At 71.2% G+C, this 19162-nt stretch carries 19 protein-coding genes and 2 pseudogenes; 7 read left to right on the top strand and 14 right to left on the bottom strand.

The window, feature by feature from the left end:
• Positions 1-79 precede the first annotated feature (79 nt).
• The 4 genes and pseudogenes from OHU34_RS36480 to OHU34_RS36465 all read left to right on the top strand — a co-directional run.
• On the top strand, positions 80-610 hold the full coding sequence (locus OHU34_RS36480; protein WP_405770325.1) for an SRPBCC family protein: 531 nt from the start codon (positions 80-82) through the stop codon (positions 608-610).
• Between the two features lie 323 nt (positions 611-933).
• On the top strand, positions 934-1104 hold the full coding sequence (locus OHU34_RS36475) for a hydrophobic protein (RefSeq protein WP_142269095.1): 171 nt from the start codon (positions 934-936) through the stop codon (positions 1102-1104).
• Positions 1105-1456: 352 nt separating this feature from the next.
• Entirely contained in the window at positions 1457-1810 is a 354-nt protein-coding gene (locus tag OHU34_RS36470) for a PRC-barrel domain-containing protein (protein ID WP_142269096.1), read from the top strand.
• 101 nt (positions 1811-1911) lie between these two features.
• A pseudogene (locus tag OHU34_RS36465) lies at positions 1912-2217 on the top strand (homoserine O-acetyltransferase); the annotation flags it as partial.
• A gap of 231 nt (positions 2218-2448) precedes the next feature.
• Here OHU34_RS36465 and OHU34_RS36460 read toward each other — a convergent pair.
• The 13 genes from OHU34_RS36460 to OHU34_RS36400 form a co-directional block, all read right to left on the bottom strand.
• Positions 2449-3444 (bottom strand): LacI family DNA-binding transcriptional regulator, encoded by a 996-nt coding sequence (locus tag OHU34_RS36460; protein ID WP_230196590.1) that lies wholly within the window; start codon positions 3442-3444, stop codon positions 2449-2451.
• Between the two features lie 88 nt (positions 3445-3532).
• On the bottom strand, positions 3533-4438 hold the full coding sequence (gene purU / locus OHU34_RS36455; RefSeq protein WP_142269097.1) for a formyltetrahydrofolate deformylase: 906 nt from the start codon (positions 4436-4438) through the stop codon (positions 3533-3535).
• Positions 4435-5307: a methylenetetrahydrofolate reductase gene (locus tag OHU34_RS36450; RefSeq protein ID WP_405770321.1), complete on the bottom strand. Its 873-nt coding sequence runs from the start codon at positions 5305-5307 to the stop codon at positions 4435-4437. The genes purU and OHU34_RS36450 overlap by 4 nt, the downstream gene beginning before the upstream one ends.
• A gap of 40 nt (positions 5308-5347) precedes the next feature.
• Positions 5348-6691 carry an aminomethyl transferase family protein gene (locus OHU34_RS36445; RefSeq protein ID WP_405770318.1) on the bottom strand — a complete coding sequence of 448 codons (1344 nt, stop codon included), beginning with the start codon at positions 6689-6691 and terminating at the stop codon, positions 5348-5350.
• Between the two features lie 264 nt (positions 6692-6955).
• Positions 6956-7603, bottom strand: coding sequence for a CoA transferase subunit B (locus OHU34_RS36440; protein ID WP_142269100.1), 648 nt, complete (start codon positions 7601-7603; stop codon positions 6956-6958).
• Positions 7600-8385 carry a CoA transferase subunit A gene (locus tag OHU34_RS36435; RefSeq protein WP_142269101.1) on the bottom strand — a complete coding sequence of 262 codons (786 nt, stop codon included), beginning with the start codon at positions 8383-8385 and terminating at the stop codon, positions 7600-7602. The genes OHU34_RS36440 and OHU34_RS36435 overlap by 4 nt, the downstream gene beginning before the upstream one ends.
• 28 nt (positions 8386-8413) lie before the next feature.
• Positions 8414-9166, bottom strand: a complete 753-nt coding sequence (locus tag OHU34_RS36430; protein WP_142269102.1) for an SDR family NAD(P)-dependent oxidoreductase — start codon at positions 9164-9166, stop codon at positions 8414-8416.
• Positions 9163-10134, bottom strand: coding sequence for a fumarylacetoacetate hydrolase family protein (locus OHU34_RS36425; RefSeq protein WP_405770314.1), 972 nt, complete (start codon positions 10132-10134; stop codon positions 9163-9165). Before OHU34_RS36425 ends, OHU34_RS36430 begins: the two co-directional genes overlap by 4 nt.
• Before the next feature lie 51 nt (positions 10135-10185).
• Positions 10186-11118 (bottom strand): VOC family protein, encoded by a 933-nt coding sequence (locus OHU34_RS36420; protein WP_142269104.1) that lies wholly within the window; start codon positions 11116-11118, stop codon positions 10186-10188.
• Between the two features lie 5 nt (positions 11119-11123).
• A complete protein-coding gene (locus tag OHU34_RS36415; RefSeq protein WP_405770311.1) occupies positions 11124-12131 on the bottom strand; it encodes an amidohydrolase family protein in 1008 nt (335 codons plus the stop codon).
• Positions 12128-13258, bottom strand: coding sequence for an FAD-dependent oxidoreductase (locus OHU34_RS36410; RefSeq protein WP_405770309.1), 1131 nt, complete (start codon positions 13256-13258; stop codon positions 12128-12130). Before OHU34_RS36410 ends, OHU34_RS36415 begins: the two co-directional genes overlap by 4 nt.
• Positions 13259-13281: 23 nt before the next feature.
• Positions 13282-14280 (bottom strand): cyclase family protein, encoded by a 999-nt coding sequence (locus tag OHU34_RS36405; protein ID WP_230196584.1) that lies wholly within the window; start codon positions 14278-14280, stop codon positions 13282-13284.
• The gene (locus OHU34_RS36400) at positions 14277-15299 is read right to left on the bottom strand and encodes a fumarylacetoacetate hydrolase family protein (protein ID WP_142269108.1); all 1023 of its coding nucleotides are present in this window, start codon (positions 15297-15299) and stop codon (positions 14277-14279) included. Before OHU34_RS36400 ends, OHU34_RS36405 begins: the two co-directional genes overlap by 4 nt.
• A gap of 126 nt (positions 15300-15425) precedes the next feature.
• Here OHU34_RS36400 and OHU34_RS36395 point away from each other — a divergent pair, with 126 nt between their 5' ends.
• From OHU34_RS36395 to OHU34_RS36385, 3 genes and pseudogenes are all read left to right on the top strand, one after another.
• Positions 15426-16373: a LysR family transcriptional regulator gene (locus OHU34_RS36395; RefSeq protein WP_142269109.1), complete on the top strand. Its 948-nt coding sequence runs from the start codon at positions 15426-15428 to the stop codon at positions 16371-16373.
• Positions 16374-16739: 366 nt separating this feature from the next.
• Complete coding sequence (locus OHU34_RS36390) at positions 16740-18038, top strand: MFS transporter (RefSeq protein WP_405770305.1); 1299 nt, start codon at positions 16740-16742, stop codon at positions 18036-18038.
• A 54-nt stretch (positions 18039-18092) separates the two neighbouring features.
• A pseudogene (locus OHU34_RS36385) lies at positions 18093-18355 on the top strand (LysR family transcriptional regulator); the annotation flags it as partial.
• A 134-nt stretch (positions 18356-18489) separates the two neighbouring features.
• Here OHU34_RS36385 and OHU34_RS36380 read toward each other — a convergent pair.
• Complete coding sequence (locus OHU34_RS36380) at positions 18490-19158, bottom strand: potassium-transporting ATPase subunit C (protein WP_405770302.1); 669 nt, start codon at positions 19156-19158, stop codon at positions 18490-18492.
• Positions 19159-19162: the final 4 nt, after the last annotated feature.

The raw sequence follows: 19162 nt of genomic DNA, 5'->3' as shown, positions 1-19162 counted from the left end.
GGATCGGTGGGGTCTGGCTCGGCCCGGCCCCGGTCTCCAGGATGGGCCGCGTTCCTCTTCGTCGTTTCCGGGAGAATCCATGAGCGCCACCACCTCCGGCCCCCGAAACCCGCTGGCCGGGCTCGACCTGACTCCGTTCGCCTTCACCCGGCGGTGCTGGGTCGACGCGCCGCCGGACTCCGTCTACGACCTGATCAGCGATGTGTCACTGATCGAGACGTGGAGTCCGAGCGCCGAGGGGGTGAACTACGCGCCGGGCGACGGTCCGTGGGTCGGTGCCCGGTTCAGCGGCCGCAACCGTCGGGACGGGCGCGAATGGGTCACCCACTCCGAGGTGGTGCGGGCCGATCCGGGCACCGCCTTCGCCTTCGTCGTGGGTGGAGCCGACCATGGCATCGTGCGCTGGGACTGGCACTTCCACGAGCAGGGCCGGGGCAGCATCGTCCGGCAGTCCTGGCGGTTGCTGCGCGCCGACCCGGTCCTGGGTGACACCCTTCAGGACGTCCGTTCGCTGCAGGACCACATGGCCGACAGCGCGGAGTCCACCCTGCTCGCCCTGGCAGAGTGGATCGCCGACCGCCGCACCCCCGCCGGCCACCGCGCCCGCTGACGGTTCGGCCCGCCTCCGAACGGGCCGTCTCCGAACCCGACGCCTCTCCCCTCGTCCTCGGCCTTGCCGGGATCGTGGTTCTGTCTCGATCAACATCGGGGCCACGCAGGGGTCATTCTCCGAATAACGCGTCCCCTTGACCCCAAATTCCACTCCCAAACAGGAATCAGCCCACATGCTTTTCCTGGCTCCGCGCTCTGGGCTCCGCGCTCTGGGGCTACGGGATATGAGCTATGGGCTACGGGCTCTCCAAAAGAACACAGCGCGTCGCCAGGAGTGAAGATCGCCCCGCAGGGCACACGATGGATCGGAGGTAGATAACCATGGTTCCTGTTCTTCTCGTTCTTCTGCTTGCTCTGATCCTCTTCGGTGCCGGTTTTGCACTCAAGGCTCTGTGGTGGATCGCAGTCGTCGTGCTGATCGTGTGGGTCCTCGGATTCGTGATCCGTCCTGCGGCGAGCGGCGGCAAGCGGGGTCGCTGGTACCGCTGGTAAGCGGGCCTTCATCACGACCGAACAGGGGTGGGCACCGGCGCCGTGGCGTCGGTGCCCACCCCTGTTCGGTTCCCCTGTCACAGCGGGATGAAAATGGTGACTCTGTTGATTCAGGGTACTGGGATTCAGGGTACTGGGAGGTCGTGGCCGGAGGGTGTTCGTGCCGCCAGGAACCATGGCCTCCAACACGACTCCTCCGGCCATCTGAATTTTCTTTCGGAGTGAATGCGTGGGTGGCGAAGAACAGGGCACTCGATTTTCTGAGCAGGCGGCACCGAATGTGATGACGTCAGCACACCCCCGCAGATTCGACTGCGGAGGCAGCGAAGAATATCGATGAGGGAGCCGTTTTATGAGTGACAGCATCTGGGGCTACCAGCCGACCACCGGCCACACCGCGGGCACCGACCTGATCGGCTACACGGTCGAGGCCACCGACGGCAGCATCGGGAAGGTCGACAAGCACTCGGACGACGTCACCTCTTCGTACCTGGTCGTCGACACCGGCGTATGGATCTTCGGCAAGCACGTTCTGCTTCCGGCCGGAACCGTCAAGACGGTCGACCAGGCCGAGCGCAAGATCTATGTCGACCTCACGAAGGAGCAGATCAAGAACTCCCCCGAGTTCGACAAGGACAAGCACGTCGGTGACGCCGGCTATCACGAGCAGGTCGGCGGCTACTACCAGAACCACCGAAGCGTCTGACTCACGACGTCACCCTGAAGTGGGGCCGCCCGGAGAACCTCCGGTCGGCCCCACTTCTCGTGCACCGGCAGGAGCCGTCAAGCGGGCGGCCCGAGCTCGCCGGCTCCTCTCGACCGCGCTGCTCGTCCTCGTTCGAGACCTGCGGGCGGCTCGCACCGGACCGCTCCGATGCCGTGCCGGTGCTCCACGCGCTCACCGGCGACAGCCATGCCGCCGGGCCGGCCGAACCCGGTCACCCCACCCCCGGCTGGTGGGACGGGCTCATCGGGCCCGGTCTGGCCTTGGACACCGACCGCTGGTTCGTCGTCGCTCCCCATGTGCCGGGCGGCTGCCAGGGCAGGATCTGCGCAGTTTCGCCGACCGGATCGGCCTGCTGGTGGAGAATCCCCGACGGCGGAGCCGGGCCCCCGACTCCGGCGGGCCCGGCTCCGGGGTGGTCGACCGCAGGATCGCGGCCCTCGACGCCGAGATCGACCGCCTGAGCCGGCTGCGCGCGGAACTGGCCCTGCGCACCTACGAACGTCCCCTGACGCCCCGTACCGCGAGGCGGACGGTTCACCGCGACCGGTGGACGTGGCCGCTCCCGCCGACGGCGTCGGCTCGTCACGGCTCGGCGGCGGTCACCGGCTGGTCGGCGGTCACACGGACGCGCGGTCCACGATCTGGCCGCGCACCGGTGCCAGGCCCTCCGTGTCGATACCGAGGGCGTCCCGCGCGGCGATCCGTCCGAGGATCTCGGCGTCGATGCGCACGGTGGTGAGCGCGGGCGTGGACAGGGAGCCGTACTCGGTGTCGTCGAAACCGATCACGGCGACGTCCTCGGGCACCCGCAGCCCGAGGTCGCGCAGGGCCGTGAGGCTGCGCAGCGCGATGTCGTCGTCGAAGGCGGCCAGCGCGGTCACCTCCGCGTGCGCCGCCAGGAACGCCTGGACGGCGGCCGCGCCGGCCTCCCGCGGCCGTGGCACGACAAGGCGTTCCAGGGGCGCGAGTCCCCGTCGCCGGGCGGCCTCCCGGGCGAAGCCGAGCCGGGCCTTTGTCAGCGGGAACTCGTGGTCGGGCAGGGCCATCGCGATCCGGGTGTGCCCGCGTTCGGCGAGGAAGCCGATCTGGAGCGCGGCGTTCGCGGCGAAGCCGCTCTCCCGGTCCTGCTCGTCCGGCTCACCCTGCTCAACCGTCTCGTCCTGCTCATCCGTCCCGTCCGATTCGTGCCCGCTCATGTAGGCCTCGCCGAGCCTGAGCACCGCCCGCGGCACGATGGCGTCGAGGATCTTCTGCGTGGCCTCGGGCGCCGCGTGTCCGTGCCGGACGAGGAGGACGTGGTCGTGTTCGGCCAGTTCCTCGTCGAGCCCTCGGACATAGCTCCGGGAGAAGTTGCCCTCGATGCCCCGGTCGACGTTGAGCACGACGATGCGCGAGGAACCCTCGCGCAGGGCGCGGGCGATGCCGTGCGGGACGTACCCCAACTCGCGGGCGGCCTCGGTGACCCGCTCCCGGGTGGCGGCGGAGATCGTCTGCCGTGGGTCGTCGTTCAGCACGAAGCTCACCGTCGCCCTGGACACACCGGAAGCCTTGGCGACGTCGCTCAGCGTCACCCGACCGGAACGGCCCACGCCGACCCACTCCCTCTCAGCCACGCGTAGAACGATTAAGTCCCGGGCGTCAGCCTACGCGACGAGCGCGACCGCCAGTGTGCCGTGCGCAGCGTGCCGTCGTCGCGTGCCGTCAGGCGAAGACGATGGTGTGGTTGCCGTCGCGGATCACGCGGTCCTCCGCGTGCCACAGGACGGCGCGGGAGAGCACCGCGCGTTCCACGTCGGCGCCCCGGCGGGTGAGGTCGCCGGCGGTGTGGGCGTGGGTGACGCGGACGACGTCCTGTTCGATGATCGGGCCCTCGTCGAGGTTCTCGGTGACGTAGTGGGCGGTGGCGCCGACCAGTTTCACCCCGCGTTCCTTGGCCTTGGCGTACGGTCCGGCGCCGATGAAGGCGGGCAGGAAGGAGTGGTGGATGTTGATGATCGGCACGCCGACCCGATCGATGAAGTCCGCCGACAGGATCTGCATGTAGCGGGCCAGGACGACGAAGTCGACGTTGCCCTGGAGCAGTCGGAGGTGTTCCGCCTCCGCGGCCGACTTGTCGGCGCCCTGGCAGGGGACATGGAAGAAGGGGACGCCGAAACTCCGTACCTCCTCGGCCACATCGGGATGGTTGGAGATCACCATGGCGACGGTGACGGGGAGTTGGCCCTGGCGGTGGCGCCAGAGCAGGTCGAGCAGGCAGTGGTCGGACTTGGAGGCGAAGATCGCCACCCGCTTGGGCACGGAGAGGTCGCGGAGCGTGTAGCGGAGCCCGAACGCGTCCACCAGGTTCCGGTCCAGGTCGGCCCGCAGGGCGGGCAGCGCGGCCTGGAGGCCGTCGAGGCCGAACACGGTCCGCTGGAAGAAGGCGCCGCCCTGCGGATTGTCCGAGTACTGGTCGAGGGAGACGATGTTCGCGCCGTGGCCGCCGAGGGCGGAGGTGACGGCGGCCACGATGCCGGTGGCGTCCGCGCCCTGCACGACGAGCGAGGCCTGCGGGGCGGGCGGCCCGCTCCTGGCGGCGCGGGCCGGAGCGTCCTGGGTGAGGGTCATGCCGGGCTGTCCTTCCGGAAGCGGGCGGCCCAGTCGGACGTCGCCCCGAGCCCGCCGAACGTATAGAAATGGATCTTCAACTCGCCGTGGCGGGCGGGGTCGTGGGCCGCCGCGAGAGCGCGCAGGAATCGGTCCGGTCCCGCCGTACCCATGAGATTGGTCAGGGAGAAGCCGTACTTCTTGACGACGGAGGCGCTGGTGCCGACACCGAAGCGGGCCGCGTACGCCATGAGCCGCCGTACTCCGGCGGGACCGGGCACGCCGATCCTGATCGGCAGACCGACGCCACGGCTGCGGACCTCCTCCACCCAGGCGAGCACCGGGTCGACGTCGAAGCCGAACTGGGTGGTGACGCCGGCCTCCAGCGGCTGGGCGGCGAGTGCCGCGTGCTTGTCCCGCAGCGCGGACCACAGGGCGGTGCCGTCGATCGAGGGGTGGCCCTCCGGGTAGCCGGCGATGCCGACGTGACGGACGCCGTACTCCCGCAGCAGCCCCGTGCCGATCAGGGACAGCGCGTCCGCGTAAGGGCCCTCGGGGTGTGCCGGGTCCCCGCCGACGAGGAACACGTTGTCGGAGGTGCCGTCCGCGCGCAGTCCGGCCAGGAACCGCTCGAAGTCGTCGCGGGATCCGAGCCGCCGGGCGGATATGTGCGGTACGGGCACGAAGCCGAGCCGCTTGACCGCCCGGGCCGCGTCCAGCCGCAGCCGGAGGTCCTCGTTGCCGAGGAAGGTGACGTTGATCCGGGTGCCCGGGGGGATGGTGTCGCGGGCCTCCTCCAGCTTGGGGACGTCCTTCCCGGTCATCTCCAGGGAGAAGTCGTCCAGCAGCGAGGTGCCGACCGCTGTGCTTACCGTGCTCGCGGGTTGCATCGTCTTGACGTCTCTCGTTTCGCTTCTCGGTCGACCCGCGTCAGCGGTTGTGGCGGTACAGGGTGCGTGCGTGCGCGTTGAACGGGGACGGCTGGACGGTGGCGCGGATCCGGGGGAAGCCGAGGTCGGCCCCGGGGTCGGTGCCGGAACCGGGGTGCTCTCCCCAGACGACCGCCACCTCGGTGCCCGGCGCGGTGTGCTCCGGGTCGATCAGGGTCTGCGCCAGCACCGTTCCCACCGGGTCGATCGACGCGCTCTGCATCGTCATGCCGACCGGACCGGCCGCGCTCTCCACCCGGTGCCGGGCGTAGGTGAGGACGAACCCCGGGTCCTCTCCCCCGCCGATGACGGAGCGGACGTCGTCCGGGTCCAGGACGAGGGTGACCTTGGTGCGCAGCGGCTCGTCCCTCGCCTTCAGCAGGGCGTCCCGGCCCAGAAAGTCGTGGTTGAAGGAGATCATCTTCCCGTAGCCGAGCTCGTACGGGGACACGTAGTAGTCCTCGATGTCCTCCGAGTAGTGACTGCCGTTCAGCGGGCGCTTGCCCTCGATACCGAACAGAGGCAGGTACCGGCGGTATTCCAGCAGGTCCGGGTCGGTGTAGATGCCGGGCACCGGCGAGGGGATCCAGCCGCTCTCCACGCTCGGTGTGGCGTAGGCCAGGGCGCCCACCCGGATCAGGCCGAGGGGCTCACCGACCTTGAGGAACGTCTCGTGGACGTACGCGGAGTGCTCCCAGTCGCCGATGAACTCGAAGCCCGCCTGGCCGGCCATGCCGTGCCGCAGGGCACGCACCGGACGCCCGTCCAGGGTGACGGGGCTGGAGTGGAAGAACTTCGTCTCCGGCAGTGGTCCGCCGAAGGCGCGCTCGACGAGTTCGGCGGCCAGCGGCCCCTGGATCTGGTAGCGGAACAGCTTCGGGTCACCGCCACCGGGCCGGAAGGCGCAGGACGGGTCGGTGGCGAACCCGACGTCGTACCCGCCCTTCTCCGCGTGGTACCGCACCCAGTGCTGCGCGGCCGGGATCCCGCTGAGCAGGTACCTGTTCTCGCCCTCGCGGGCCAGGATGCCGTCGGTCACGAGGTGACCGTGCCGGGTCACCGGCACGTACTGCTTGGCCTGCCCGATCGCGAACTTCTCGAAGTTGTTGGCGCCGTGGTCGGCCAGCAGCCGGGTGGCGTCCGGACCCTCGATCCACAGGTCGTACATGTGGTGCGAGAGGTTGAGGAGCGCCACGCCCTGGTGCCAGGCGGTCTGCTCCTGACGCCAGCCGGCGTACTCGCGGTCCACGACCTCGGGAAGCCACGGCTCCGCGTTCGGCCGCCACAGCAGTTTCATCGGGGACCCGGCCCGGTCGATGCCGTCCTGGAGGGAGGGGGTCGTCATGTGCGGCTCCTTCGCCGAGCGTTCGTCCCATCGCGCTAGCTGCACTAGATCGATTTAGTGAACACCGGGGAGGACCGGCCGCTAAATCGATCTAGCGCACGTTAGCAAAGCGACTCCGTCCGTACGAAGGGCCCGACGCGGAATCTTTGTGTGCGGCCCACGTACTCGACACGCGGAACCGACGCCGGACCGGGACGGGATTCCCTGCGCGCCGCCGGCGGGGATCCCCGGTCCGGCGGCCCACGGGGAGCCGGCGGGAGGTGTTCAGCAGGCGGCGACGGCGTCGGTACGCAGCGGGGCGGCGGTCTTCGCGGTGACCTCCTCCAGGGTGACGCCCGGAGCGGTCTCCACCAGCGCCAGGCCGTCGGGGGTGACGTCGAGGACACCGAGGTCGGTGATGATCCGGTGGACGCAGTTCTCCCCGGTGAGCGGGAGAGAGCACTCCCGGACGATCTTCGGTGAGCCGTCCTTGGCGGTGTGGTCCATGAGGACGATCACGCGGCGGGCGCCGTGGACGAGGTCCATCGCGCCGCCCATGCCCTTGACCATCTTGCCGGGGATCATCCAGTTGGCCAGGTCGCCGTGGGCGGAGACCTGCATGGCGCCGAGGACGGCGGTGTCGATGTGGCCGCCGCGGATCATGCCGAAGGAGAGCGCGGAGTCGAAGAAGCCGGCTCCGGGCAGGACGGTGACGGTCTCCTTGCCCGCATTGATCAGGTCGGGGTCGACCTCGTCCTCGGCCGGGTACGGGCCGGTGCCGAGGATGCCGTTCTCGGAGTGCAGGACGACGTGCACGTCCGGCGGGAGGTGGCCGGGGATCAGGGTGGGCAGGCCGATGCCGAGGTTGACGTAGGAACCGTCGGTTAGTTCGGCCGCGGCGCGGGCGGCCATCTGGTCTCGGGTCCAGCTCATGCGCGTACGGCCCCTCGTGTCGAAGACGCGGAAACGGAAAGGTGCTCGATGTGCTTGTCGGCCGCTTCGGCGGCCGTCAGTCGCACGACCCGCTGGACGTAGATGCCGGGAAGGTGGATCTCGTCGGGGGCCAGGGCGCCCGGTTCGACGAGTTCCTCGACCTCGGCGACGGTGATCCGGCCGGCCATGGCGGCGAGGGGGTTGAAGTTGGCGGCGGCACGGCGGAAGCGGAGGTTGCCGTGCCGGTCGCCGCGCCAGGCCCGTACGAGGGCGAAGTCGGTGGTGATGCCGTGCTCCAGGATGTGCGGGCGGCCCGCGAAGTCGCGGGTCTCCTTGGGGGGTGAGGCGACGGCGACCGATCCTCCCCCGGCCGCGTGGCGCCAGGGCAGTCCGCCCCGCGCTACCTGGGTGCCGACGCCCGCCGGGGTGTAGAAGGCGGGGATGCCCGCGCCGCCCGCGCGCAGCCGTTCGGCGAGAGTGCCCTGCGGGACCAGCTCCACCTCCAGTTCGCCGGAGAGGTACTGGCGGGCGAACTCCTTGTTCTCGCCGACGTAGGAGCCGGTCACGCGGGCGATCCGGCCCGCGGCGAGCAGCACGCCGAGGCCGCGTCCGTCGACACCGCAGTTGTTCGAGACGACGGACAGACCGGTGGCGCCCTGTGCGTACAGGGCCCGGATCAGCACCTCGGGCACACCGCTGAGGCCGAAGCCGCCGACGGCCAGTGACGCGCCGCACGCGATGTCGGCCACCGCTGCCGCGGCGCCGGAAATCACCTTGTCCATAGGGGAGTTGCCTTTCGGTCGGGGCGTCTCACGGCGCCGCCTCGCGCAGGGCGTCGGAGACGGACTTCACGCCGCCGTGCGCGGTGAGGCCGCCGTCGACGGGGATCTCCGCGCCGGTGATGAAGGAGGCCTCGTCGGACAGCAGGAACACCACGAGCGGGGTGACCTCGTGCGCGGTGCCCGTGCGGCCCAGCGGTGTCTCGCGGACGTTCGCGTCGCGGAAGGCGGGTGCTGCGGAGGCGGTCATCTCGGTCTCGATGAAGCCGGGGTGGATCGTGTTCACGCGGATGCCGCGCGGGCCGAGTTCGGTCGCCGCGCTCTTCGACAGGCCGCGCAGGGCCCACTTGCTCGCCGTGTAGGCGACCGGGTAGTGGCCGGTGAGGGCGGCGGAGGAGCCGACGTTGACGACGGAGGAACCCGGCGGCATCAGCGGGGCCAGATGCTGGATGCCGAGCAGCGGTCCGGTGACGTTGACGGCGTGGACGCGGGCGAAGTCCTCGGGCCGTACGTCGCCGACGCGGGCGCGCCAGGTGATGCCCGCGTTGTTGACCAGTCCGTGCACCTCGCCGTACGACTCCCGCAGGACCGAGGCCAGTTCGGCCCAGTCGTCCTCGCTGGTGACGTCCAGGCGCCGGCAGTCGCCCGTCGGCCGGGCGTCGGTGGCGACCACCCGGGCGCCCTCGCGGACCAGCGCCGCGGCCTCCGCCGCGCCCTGGCCGCGGGCCGCGCCGGTGACGACCACGACCTTGCCCGGGAGCCTCCCCCGTTGCGGCGCGGTCACGGCCGCTCCCGGGTACGGCGGCGGGCGGCGGGGAGCGGCACCGGATCGGCGCCCGCCACCACCGTGTTGGAGACGGTGCCGATGCCCTCGACGGTGAGGGTGACCGTGTCACCGGGCCGCAGCGGCGGCGGTGACTGCCGTCCGCGTACGCCCCACAGCTCCGCAAGGCAGCCGCCGTTGCCGCAGGTGCCGGAGCCGAGCACGTCGCCGGGGCGGACGACGGTGCCCCGTGAGGCGTAGGCGACCATCTCCTCGAAGGTCCAGCTCATGTTCGACAGCAGGTCCTCGCCGATGACCTCGCCGTTCACAGCGGCGGTCAGTGCCAGGCGCAGGAAGCCGTCACTGTCCCGGTACGGCTCCAGCTCGTCCGCGGTGACCAGGTACGGCCCGAGGGTGGCGGCCGTGTCCTTGCCCTTGCACGGGCCGAGTCGGACCTGCATCTCCCGGGACTGGAGATCCCGGGCCGACCAGTCGTTGAAGACCGTGTAACCGACGATGTGGTCCCGTGCCCGTTCGGGGGTGAGGTCCCGTCCCTCGCGGCCGACGACCGCCGCGACCTCCAGCTCGAAGTCGAGCAGGTGGCTGCCCGGCGGCAAGGGCACGTCGTCGTGTGCGCCGACGACCGCGTACGGGTTGGTGAAGTAGAAGGTCGGGGCGTCGTACCAGGCTTCCGGCACTCCGCCGGCCCCGTCCACGGACCGTCGTACCCCTTCGACGTGTTCCTCGAAGGTGACGAAGTCCCGCACGGTGGGCGGCTCCAGGGGCGGCAGCAGCCGCACCTCGGACACATGGGGTCCGGCCGGAGCACCGAGGGCGGAGGCGCCGACGCCGAGCAGCGCGTCGAGGCCGTCGCCGGACCGGATCAGCTCCGTGAGCGAGCGCGCGCCGGGCACCGGGCGGAGGGTGCCGTCGTCGTCGACGACGGCGGCCCGGCGCCGGTGCTGGTGTTCGTAGGTGGCGAAACGCATGGACGGCTCCAGGCTCCGGGGGCTCGGGGTGTGGCTCGGGAACGGGGGGGGTCAGACCGGCGGGGCGATGAACACGCCGCGGTCTACGTCGTTGAACGACTCTTTGGCGACGAGTTCGTTCATGGGGTTGGCGGTGCCCCACTGGTCGGCGATCTCGGGCTGGGAGAAGTCGTAGACGTGCGGGTGCCAGGTGTCCTCGTCCAGCAGTTCCAGCTCCGTCGTGTACTCGACGGTGTTGCCCTGCGGGTCGAGGAAGTAGGTGAAGGTGTTGTCGCCGGCCGTGTGCCGCCCCGGGCCCCAGAGCTTGCGGGCGCCCGAGCGGATCACCCGGCCGGAGCCGCGCAGGTACTCGTCGATACCGCGCATCTCGAAGGAGACGTGGTGCAGGGAGGTGTGCGGGCCCTTGGCGATCGCCATGGAGTGGTGCTGGTTGCTGATCCGCATGAAGTGCATGGCCTCACCCATCCGGGGATGCATGAGGGTGTCGGAGAGCCGGAAGCCCAGGTGGCGCTCGTACCACTCCCGGGTGACGTTCAGGTCGGGGGAGTTGAGGACGACGTGCGAGAGCTTGACCGGGATGGCCTCCTTCTCCTCGATCTTGCGGTGCTGCCGGGTCTCGACGTCCGCCGAGACCTCGACGGTGCGGCCGTCGACGTCGAAGAAGCGGAAGCCGTAGCCGCCGCCCGGGGTGTCGACCTTGCCCGGCCGTGAGACCAACCGAACTCCGCCGGCCAGCAGTTGTTCCGCGAGCGTGTCGACGTCGGCGGCGGACGCGGAGCCGTAGGAGACCAGGTCGAGGCGCTTCTCGTCGGCCTTGCGCAGCCGGACGACGTAATTCTCGGGACTGCCCTCGGCGGCCAGGAAGGAGATCCCGGAGTCCTCGGCGACCTTGGTCAGGCCCCAGACACCGGCATAGAAGTCGAGTTGCCTGTCGTAGTCGGGCACGGCGAGGTCGACGTGCCGCAGGTGGGTGAGCAGACGCATGGGGGTCAGTCCTTCCGGAGGAGGGCGGCGGCGTTGCCGCCTCGTACGGCGTGGAAGTCGGCGTCGGGCAGCCGGGCCGCGCGCAGCGCGCCGACGGGGTCCTCGGTGCCCATGTCGAAGGGGAAGTCCGAGCCGAGGAGGACGCGGTCGGCGCCGACGGCGCGGACCAACTCCCGCAGGACGTGCGGGTCGTGGACCAGTGAGTCGAAGTACAGCCGCCTGAGGTAGCTGCTGGGCAGGTGGGCGCAGCCGGCTCCCGCGTCGGCGCGCGCCGACCAGGCGTGGTCGGAGCGGCCGATGTGGGTGGGCAGATAGCCGCCGCCGTGTGCGGCGATCAGTGTCAGCCCGGGGTGCCGGTCCAGCACCCCGGAGAAGATCAGGTGGGACAGGGCGACGGCGTTCTCGGTGGGCTGGCCCACCGTGTTGGACAGGTACCAGCGGTCCAGGCGCTCGTCGAGCGTGCAGCCGAAGGGGTGCAGGAAGAGGATCGCGCCGGTCTCCTCGGCCCGCGCCCAGAAGGGCTCGTACGCAGGGTCGGACAGTTCCCGGCCCGGGGCGTGGGAGGAGATCTCCACTCCCGACAGACCTTGTTCCAGGGCGTGTTCGAGGGCGCGTACGGCCAGGTCCGGGTGCTGGAGCGGAGCGAGTCCGAGCCCCTTCAGTCGGTCGGGCGCCCGGGCGCAGTGCGCGGCGGTCGCCTCGCCCGCGAGCCGGTACAGCTTCTCGGAGGTCTCCTCGTCCGCCCAGGAGTGGTAGTGCGAGGGCGACGGACTGACCAGTTGCACGTCCACGCCCTGCGCGTCCATGGCGGCCAGCCGTACGGTGACATCGGTCAGCCGCGGGACGCGCTCACGGACCATGGGGCCGCTGACGGCCAGCGAGGCGGGGCCGTTGCGCCGGGCGTCCAGCTCCCTGGCCGCGGTGAGTCCGGGGAGGCCGGCGACGAGGGCGTCGACCTCGGGGAGCAGGACGTGGGCGTGCACGTCGACGGTCGGCGTCGGGCGGGTGGTCACGGCAGTTCCTTGAGCATCGTCATCGTCCGGCCGATCAGACCGGGGACGTCGGCGTCCCGGACACCGTCCAGTTGCCACTGCCCGAGCAGCACGGACGCCTCGACGACCGCCCGCACCCGGGGGATGCGGCGCTCGTAGTACTCCTGGAGCAGTGTGCCGTCCCATTCCCGGCCGGCGGTGAGGAGTTCGGCGAGGACGGAGGCGTCCTCCAGTGACATGGCCGCGCCCTGCGCGAGGGTGGGCGGGCAGCAGTGCGCGGCGTCGCCGACGAGCACCACCCGGCCGCGGTGCCAGGAGCCCTCGACCAGCAGTCGGTCGAACCAGGTGTAGTTGACGTTCGCCGGGTCCGTGATGTGCGGGGTGATCTCGGCCCAGTGGCCGCCGTATCCCCGCGTGAGCCTGCGCATCTCGTCGGCGTAGGAGGCCGGGTCGATGGCGGCGCGGTCTCGGCACGCCTCGACGACGTAGGCGTAGAGGGTGTGCTCGCTGGTCGGGCAGTAGCCGGCGATGTACGCCGGGCCGCCGTAGGCCAGGTCGGTGCGCACCAGGCCCGCGGGGCGCGGGGCGGTGGTGCGCCAGATGGCCATGCCGGTCGGCTCGGGTTTCGCCGTGATGCCGATGGCGGCCCGGGTCGCGGAGTTGAGTCCGTCGGCGGCGATCACCAGGTCGTACCGGGCGGTGGAGCCGTCACTGAAGCGCACCGAGACGCCTTCGGCGTCCTGGTCCAGGGTCTCGGCGGTGGTGCCGAGGCGGACGCCGGCGCCACTGGCGCGGACGGCGTCGATGAGGATCTGCTGAAGCCGGGGCCGCTGCATGCCCAGGGTGGCGGGCAGGTCTTCGCCACCGGTCAGGATGTCCTCGGCCTCATGGAGGAGGGTGCCGTCGGGGGCGACGACGCCCAGCGAGCCGAAGGCCCAGCCGGCGGATTCGACCTCGTCCTGGACGCCGATCTCGCGCAGTACGCGCAGGGCGTTGCCCTGGAGGGTGATGCCGGAGCCGGTCGTGGCGTTCCAGTCGGATCTGGCCTCGATCAGGTCGACGGCGAGGCCGGCGCGCCGCAGCAGGACGGTCACGGCGTTGCCTGCGGCGCCGCCGCCGATGACGAGGACCGTGCGGGGTGTGGTCATGGGAAGCTCCCTTGTCACGCGGGCTACTTGACCGCGACCGGGTTGACGGGTGAGCCGACGGCTCCGGTGATGGGCAGGGGCGCGGCGGTGAGCCAGAACGCGTACCGGCCGTCCGCCGCGCAGTCGGCGGCGAGCGCGTCGAGGTCCCACATCTCCCCGATGAGCAGGCCCATGTTGGGGATGGCGACCTGGTGCAGGGGCTGGAAGGCGGCCTCGAACTCGTTCGGCCGTACCTCGAAGCCCCAGGTGTCGGTGGCGATCGCGGCGATCTCGGTGCGGTGCAGCCAGCCGGCCGTGGTGAAGGACAGTCCGGGCGAGTCGCCGCCCGCGTAGTCGCCCCAGCCCTCGCGCCGGGCACGGGCCAGCCGTCCGGTCCGCACGACGACGATGTCCCCGCGGCCGACCGCCACGCCGTGCGCGGCGGCGGTCGCGGTGAGGTGCTCCTCGGTGATCGCGAACCCGTCGGGCAACTCTCCCCCGCTCTCGGCTCCGCTCGAGCGGGAGGTGCCCCCACCTTCTCCGATGACTCGGCCGACATCCAAAAGAACCCCGCGTCCCGCGACGTACGGCGCCATGTGCTCGATGCCGGTGACGAGATCACCGTCCGAGGTGACGACCTGCTCGGCCGGCCGGCCGTTCCACGCCTTGCCGTGGTCGAAGATGTGGCCGAGCCCGTCCCACTGGGTGGAGCACTGGAGCGGCATCGCGATCACGTCGTCGGCGCCGCCGATGCCGTGCGGGAAGCCCTGGTTGCCGAGGGCGGCGTCGGTGCCGGTGTCGAGCATGGTGTGCACCGGGTTGGTGCGCCGCCGCCAGCCCTTCTGCGGGCCGTTCATGTCGAAGGACTGCGCGAGCGAGAAGCTGACTCCCCTGCGGACCAGTGCGGCGCCTTCGCGGCGCTTCGCCTCGTCGAGGAAGTTCAGGGTGCCCAGCACATCGCGTTCGCCCCAACGCCCCCAGTTGGAATATGACTTGGCTGCTTCGGCGATCGCACCCTCGGGGTCGTGGCGGTCCGGGCTCACGGCGCCCCCTGCGCGATACAGCGGGTGCGCTGGGAGCCGAGCCCGGTGATCGAGCCGTCCATGACGTCGCCGTCGCGCAGCAGGCGTCCCCAGTGCATGCCGTTGCCGGCCGGTGAGCCCGTCAGCACCAGGTCGCCGGGCAGGAGTCGGGAGGTCTGCGAGGCGTACGACACCAGCCGGGCGATACCGAAGAGCATGTCCTTGGTGGACTCGTCCTGCATGGTCTGGCCGTTCAGCTTCAGGGTGACCCGCAGATCGCCCGGATCGGCGATCGACGCGGCCGGCACGATCCAGGGGCCGAGCGGGGTGAAACCGGGCGCGTTCTTGCTGCGCAGCCAGTCCGTGCCGATGGCCTTCATGTCCCGGCGGAAGACGGTGGCACGGTCGGTGAGGTCGTTGGCGATCGTGTACCCGGCGACGTGCGCGAGGGCCTCCGACACGGGCACCCGGTAGGCCGGCCTGCCGACGACGACCGCCAACTCCAGCTCCCAGTCCGGCTGTTCGGCCCAGGAGGGCAGGACGACGTCGTCGTAGGGACCGGTGATCGCGCTCGGCAGACCGATGAACACGTACGGCAGGTCCTCCGCCGCCCGTCGGTCCATGACTTCGGCGATCTCCGCCCGGGCCTCTTCCGGGCTGCGTGGGTCGTCGGGCGCGCGGTGGGCGACCTCCAGGTCGATCACGTGCTGCCGGTAGTTGGCGCCGGACTGGAAGACCTGGCGGGGCTCGACCGGAGCGTGCACCCGCAGTCCGTCGAGCGGCTGCCAGGCGTCGGCGGTGTCGGTGGGTGCGTCGGTGTCGTCCGCCGCGAGGGCGTCCAGGCGCGGCAGCACCTCGTCCCAGCGCTCGAAGAGCCGCCGGGTCGTCAGGGCAGGGTCGTGGAAGGCGGTACGCAGGTCCAGCACCCGCCCTTCGGGGACCACGAGGCCGGGGAAAGACGCCTGGTCAGGGGCGGAGAGGGTGCCGAGGGCGAAGGGTCCGGAGAAGGACGCGGAAGGGGCTGCGGGTTTCACTGACATGTCCTCCTGATTGCGATGCGACTAATCTGGCCCCACCTCCCGTAATCTGGGAAATCGATTCTTTGGATATCGATCATCCATGGCATGAATAACGCCGCCCCGGCGCGGCCTCGGTGTGGAGGCGCTGTGTACCTGTCCGGCCTCGATCTCAACCTCGTCCTGTCCCTGCGGGCGCTGCTGGAGGAACGCAACGTCACCCGGGCCGGGCAGCGCATCGGGCTCAGCCAGCCCGCGATGAGCGCGGCCCTGGCCCGTCTGCGCCGCCACTTCGACGACGAGCTGCTCTCCCGCGTCGGCGGCCAGTACGAGCTCACGGCCCTCGGGCGGGCGCTGCTCGACCGCACCGCCACCGCCTGTGACCTGCTGGAAAGGGTGTTCAGCAGCAGGGCCGAGTTCGTGCCCGGCAGCGAGGAGCACGAGTTCACGCTGCTCTCCTCCGACTACGCCGTCACCGTGTTCGGTGCCGAGCTCGCCCGGACCGTGCACGCCGAGGCTCCCGGGGTGCGGCTGCGCTTCCAGCGGCCTCCGACCGACGTGACGGAGGAGACGGCGACCCTGCTCAGCACGGCCGACGGACTGCTGATGCCGCACGGCGTCATCAGCGGCTTCCCCGCCGTCGAACTGTTCACCGACGGCTGGGCCTTTCTCGTCGCCGAGACCAACGACGAGGTCGGCGACCGGCTGACCATGGACGACCTGGCACGCCTGCCCTGGGTCACCTATCAGCGCACCTACGACGCCCCCGCCGCCCGCCAGTTGAGCATGCTCGGCATCGAACCGCGCGTCGAGGTCTCCGTGGACAGCTTCCAGGTGCTGCCGTTCCTGGTGGCCGGCACCCGCCGGATCGCCCTGGTGCAGCAGCGCCTGGCCGAGCAGCTGCGCGGGGTGGCCGCCGTACGCGTCATGGCGGCGCCGTACGAGGTCGTCCCCCTCCAGGAAGCCCTGTGGTGGCACCCGGTCCACACCCACGACGCGGCGCACATGTGGCTGCGCGACACCGCGGCCCGCGTGGGAGCGGAGCTGAGCGCGCTCGCGTCCGACCCCCGGGCCGCATCGACCGCATCCAGGGCATGAATGATCCACATCTTCGATCTCGATCGGCCGGGGGCTAGGCAGGTCCCGCGCGGTACCTCATAGTCGTCTCAACCCGGCGCCGGAGCCGCCCCACTCACCGTCGCCGGGACGGCGCAGGCCCCGGTGAGCCCGACCTTCGCGACGCCACGGCGATCATCGGTGCCCCCACACTCCGGCCCCGCCGAGCGCTCCGGATCCACCGCGAGTCTCGGTTCCGCCATGTGCTGTTCCGGATCGGCCCGGTGTTCCGGATCCGCTCGGCGTTTCCGGATCGGCCATGTGCTGTTCCGGATCTGCCCCGCCGGGCGGCCTCACCGAGACAGCCGCGCCCCGTCCCCCTCCCGCTACGCCAGGTGGAGTTCCCGCATGCCCGCACCCGTGCCCCCGTTGCCGTCCCCGCCGCTCGCCGCCGTCGAGGACGCACCCTCCGAGCAGCCCGTGTCCGGAGCCGGCCACCGGCTTCGCCTCACGCTGCTGATGGCCGGCAGCTGTCTGCCCATCCTGGGCGCCGTGCTCATCGCTCCCGTCCTGCCGCGGATGCGGGACCACTTCGCCGGCACACCCGGCGTCGAGGCGCTGGTCCCCATGGCCCTGACGATCCCGGCCCTTTCGCTGGCCCTGCTGGCGCCCTTCGCCGGCATCGTCGTCGACCGGCTCGGCCGTAAGCGCCTCCTCGTGATCGCCACCGCGCTCTACGCCGTCGTCGGCACCTCTCCGCTGTGGCTGGACTCCCTCGGCGCCATCGTCGCCGGCCGCGCCCTCGTCGGCGTCGTCGAAGCCGCCATCATGACCTGCTGCACCACGCTGATCGGCGACTACTACTCCGGCCGGCAACGCGACCGCTACCTGGCCCTGCAGACGATGTGCGCCTCGATCTCCGCGACGGCCTTCTTCGTCCTGGGCGGCGCGGCGGGATCGGCCGGCTGGCGCACACCGTTCTGGGCCTACGCGGTCAGCCTGCTCCTCGCCCCCGCCATGGCCGCCTTCCTGCCCCGCCCCCGGCCGACCGGCAACACCACCACCCCCTCCCCCGTCGCGCCCGCCGGCACGACCACCGCTCCCTCCCCTGCCGCACTCCCGGAGCCGGCCGGGCGCTCCTTCCCGTGGCGGCCGCTGGCCGGGACATGCGCGCTCACCGTCTTCGGCGCCGTCCTCTTCTACACCGTCCAGGTGGAGATGGCCTTCCTCCTCGACGACATGGGCGTGACCGACCCCGGCATGATCGGGCTCGCCATCGCCGCCTCCAGCCTCGCGACCGTGATCGGCGCGGTCGTCTTCACCCGGCTCGGCCGCGCCCCGGACGCCTGGCTGCCCGTCGTCTTCGCCCTGTGCGCGCTCGGCTTCGCCGTGATCTGGCTCGCCCCCGGCCCCCTCGTCCTGACCGTCGGCGCCATGATCAACTGCTTCGGCGGCGGCATCATGCTGCCGAGCCTGCTCACCCTCGCCCTGTCCAAGCTCGACTACGCCGACCGCGGCCGAGGCACCGGCCTGTGGACGGGTTCCTTCTTCATCGGCCAGTTCATCTGCCCACTCGTGGTCCTCGCGCTGACCTCGGCCGTCGGCAGCCTGACAGGAGCACTGGGCGTACTCGCGCTCGCCGGGTCCGTCGGGGCGGTCGCTCTCGGCCTCGCCGGCCACCGACGGGTGCCCCGCACCGCCGGCTGACGGTCTTCCCGCGCGCCCGACCGGCGGGGCGCGGGTCGCCGCGGTCTCAGGAGTCGGCCGGGCCCAGCCGCGGACGTGGCCCGCTTCGTCGCCGAGACGGCCGCGGGCGCACCGCTGAACGGTGTCCTCGACATCGCGGGCCCCGACCGGTACCCCCTCGACGAACTCGGCCGGCTCACCCTCGCCGCCAAGAGCGACGCGCGGACCGTCGTCACCGACGACAGCGTCGGCATGTTCGCCGCGGTCGACGGTGACGTCCTCACCCACCGGGCGACGCCCGCATCGCCCCCACGCACTACACCGACTGGCTCTCCTGACCGCCGAGGTGCCGACGGCATACGGCAGATGACATACGGCAGGTCAGCGCACCACCGGCCGCGCGCGAGCCGGAGTCGGCGGACCCGGTTTCACTCCCGGATCCGCCGACTCCCCCACGCGTCGCGTGCCGCCGTCAGCCCTTGGCCACAAGGCCCTTGAGTGCGATGTTGAGCTCCAGTACGTTCACCCGGGGTTCGCCGAGGAAGCCGAGGGTGCGGCCGTCCGTGTGCTCGTCGACCAGCCGCTGGACCCGGGCGACGGACAGACCGTTCCGCTCGGCGATCCGATGGACCTGGATGTCCGCGTACCGCGGGGAGATGTCCGGGTCCAGGCCGGATCCCGAGGACGTGACGGCGTCGGCGGGCACGTCGCGGGAGCGGACCTTGTAGTCGGCGGTCGAGTTGTCCTTGACGACGGCCGCCTTGGCGGCGGTCACCCAGTCGATCAGGTCCTTGTTGTCGGCGGAGCGGTTCGTCGCGCCGGACAGGATCAGCTTGTACTGGGTGTTGACGCTGTTGCTGCCGAGGCCGTTGGCCGGCCGGCCCTGGAACCACTTCAGGTCGGGCTCCGGGGTCTCCTGTCCTTCCTTCAGCGGCAGGTTGTACGACTGCCCGATCAGCGATGAGCCGACGACCTTGCCGTCCGCCTCGATCTCCGAGCCGTTCGCCTTCCCGGGGAAGATCCCCTGGGCGACGCCGGTGACGACCAGCGGGTAGATGACGCCGGTCACCAGGGTCAGCACGAGCAGGGCGCGCAGCCCCGCCCCGAGCAACCGGGCGGTGTTGGTCAGGGAGTTGGTCATGGCG

Origin of the sequence: Streptomyces sp. NBC_00080 (assembly GCF_045041255.1) — a bacterium.
Classification (GTDB): domain Bacteria; phylum Actinomycetota; class Actinomycetes; order Streptomycetales; family Streptomycetaceae; genus Streptomyces; species Streptomyces coriariae.
This window is presented reverse-complemented; position numbering and strand designations above follow the sequence as displayed.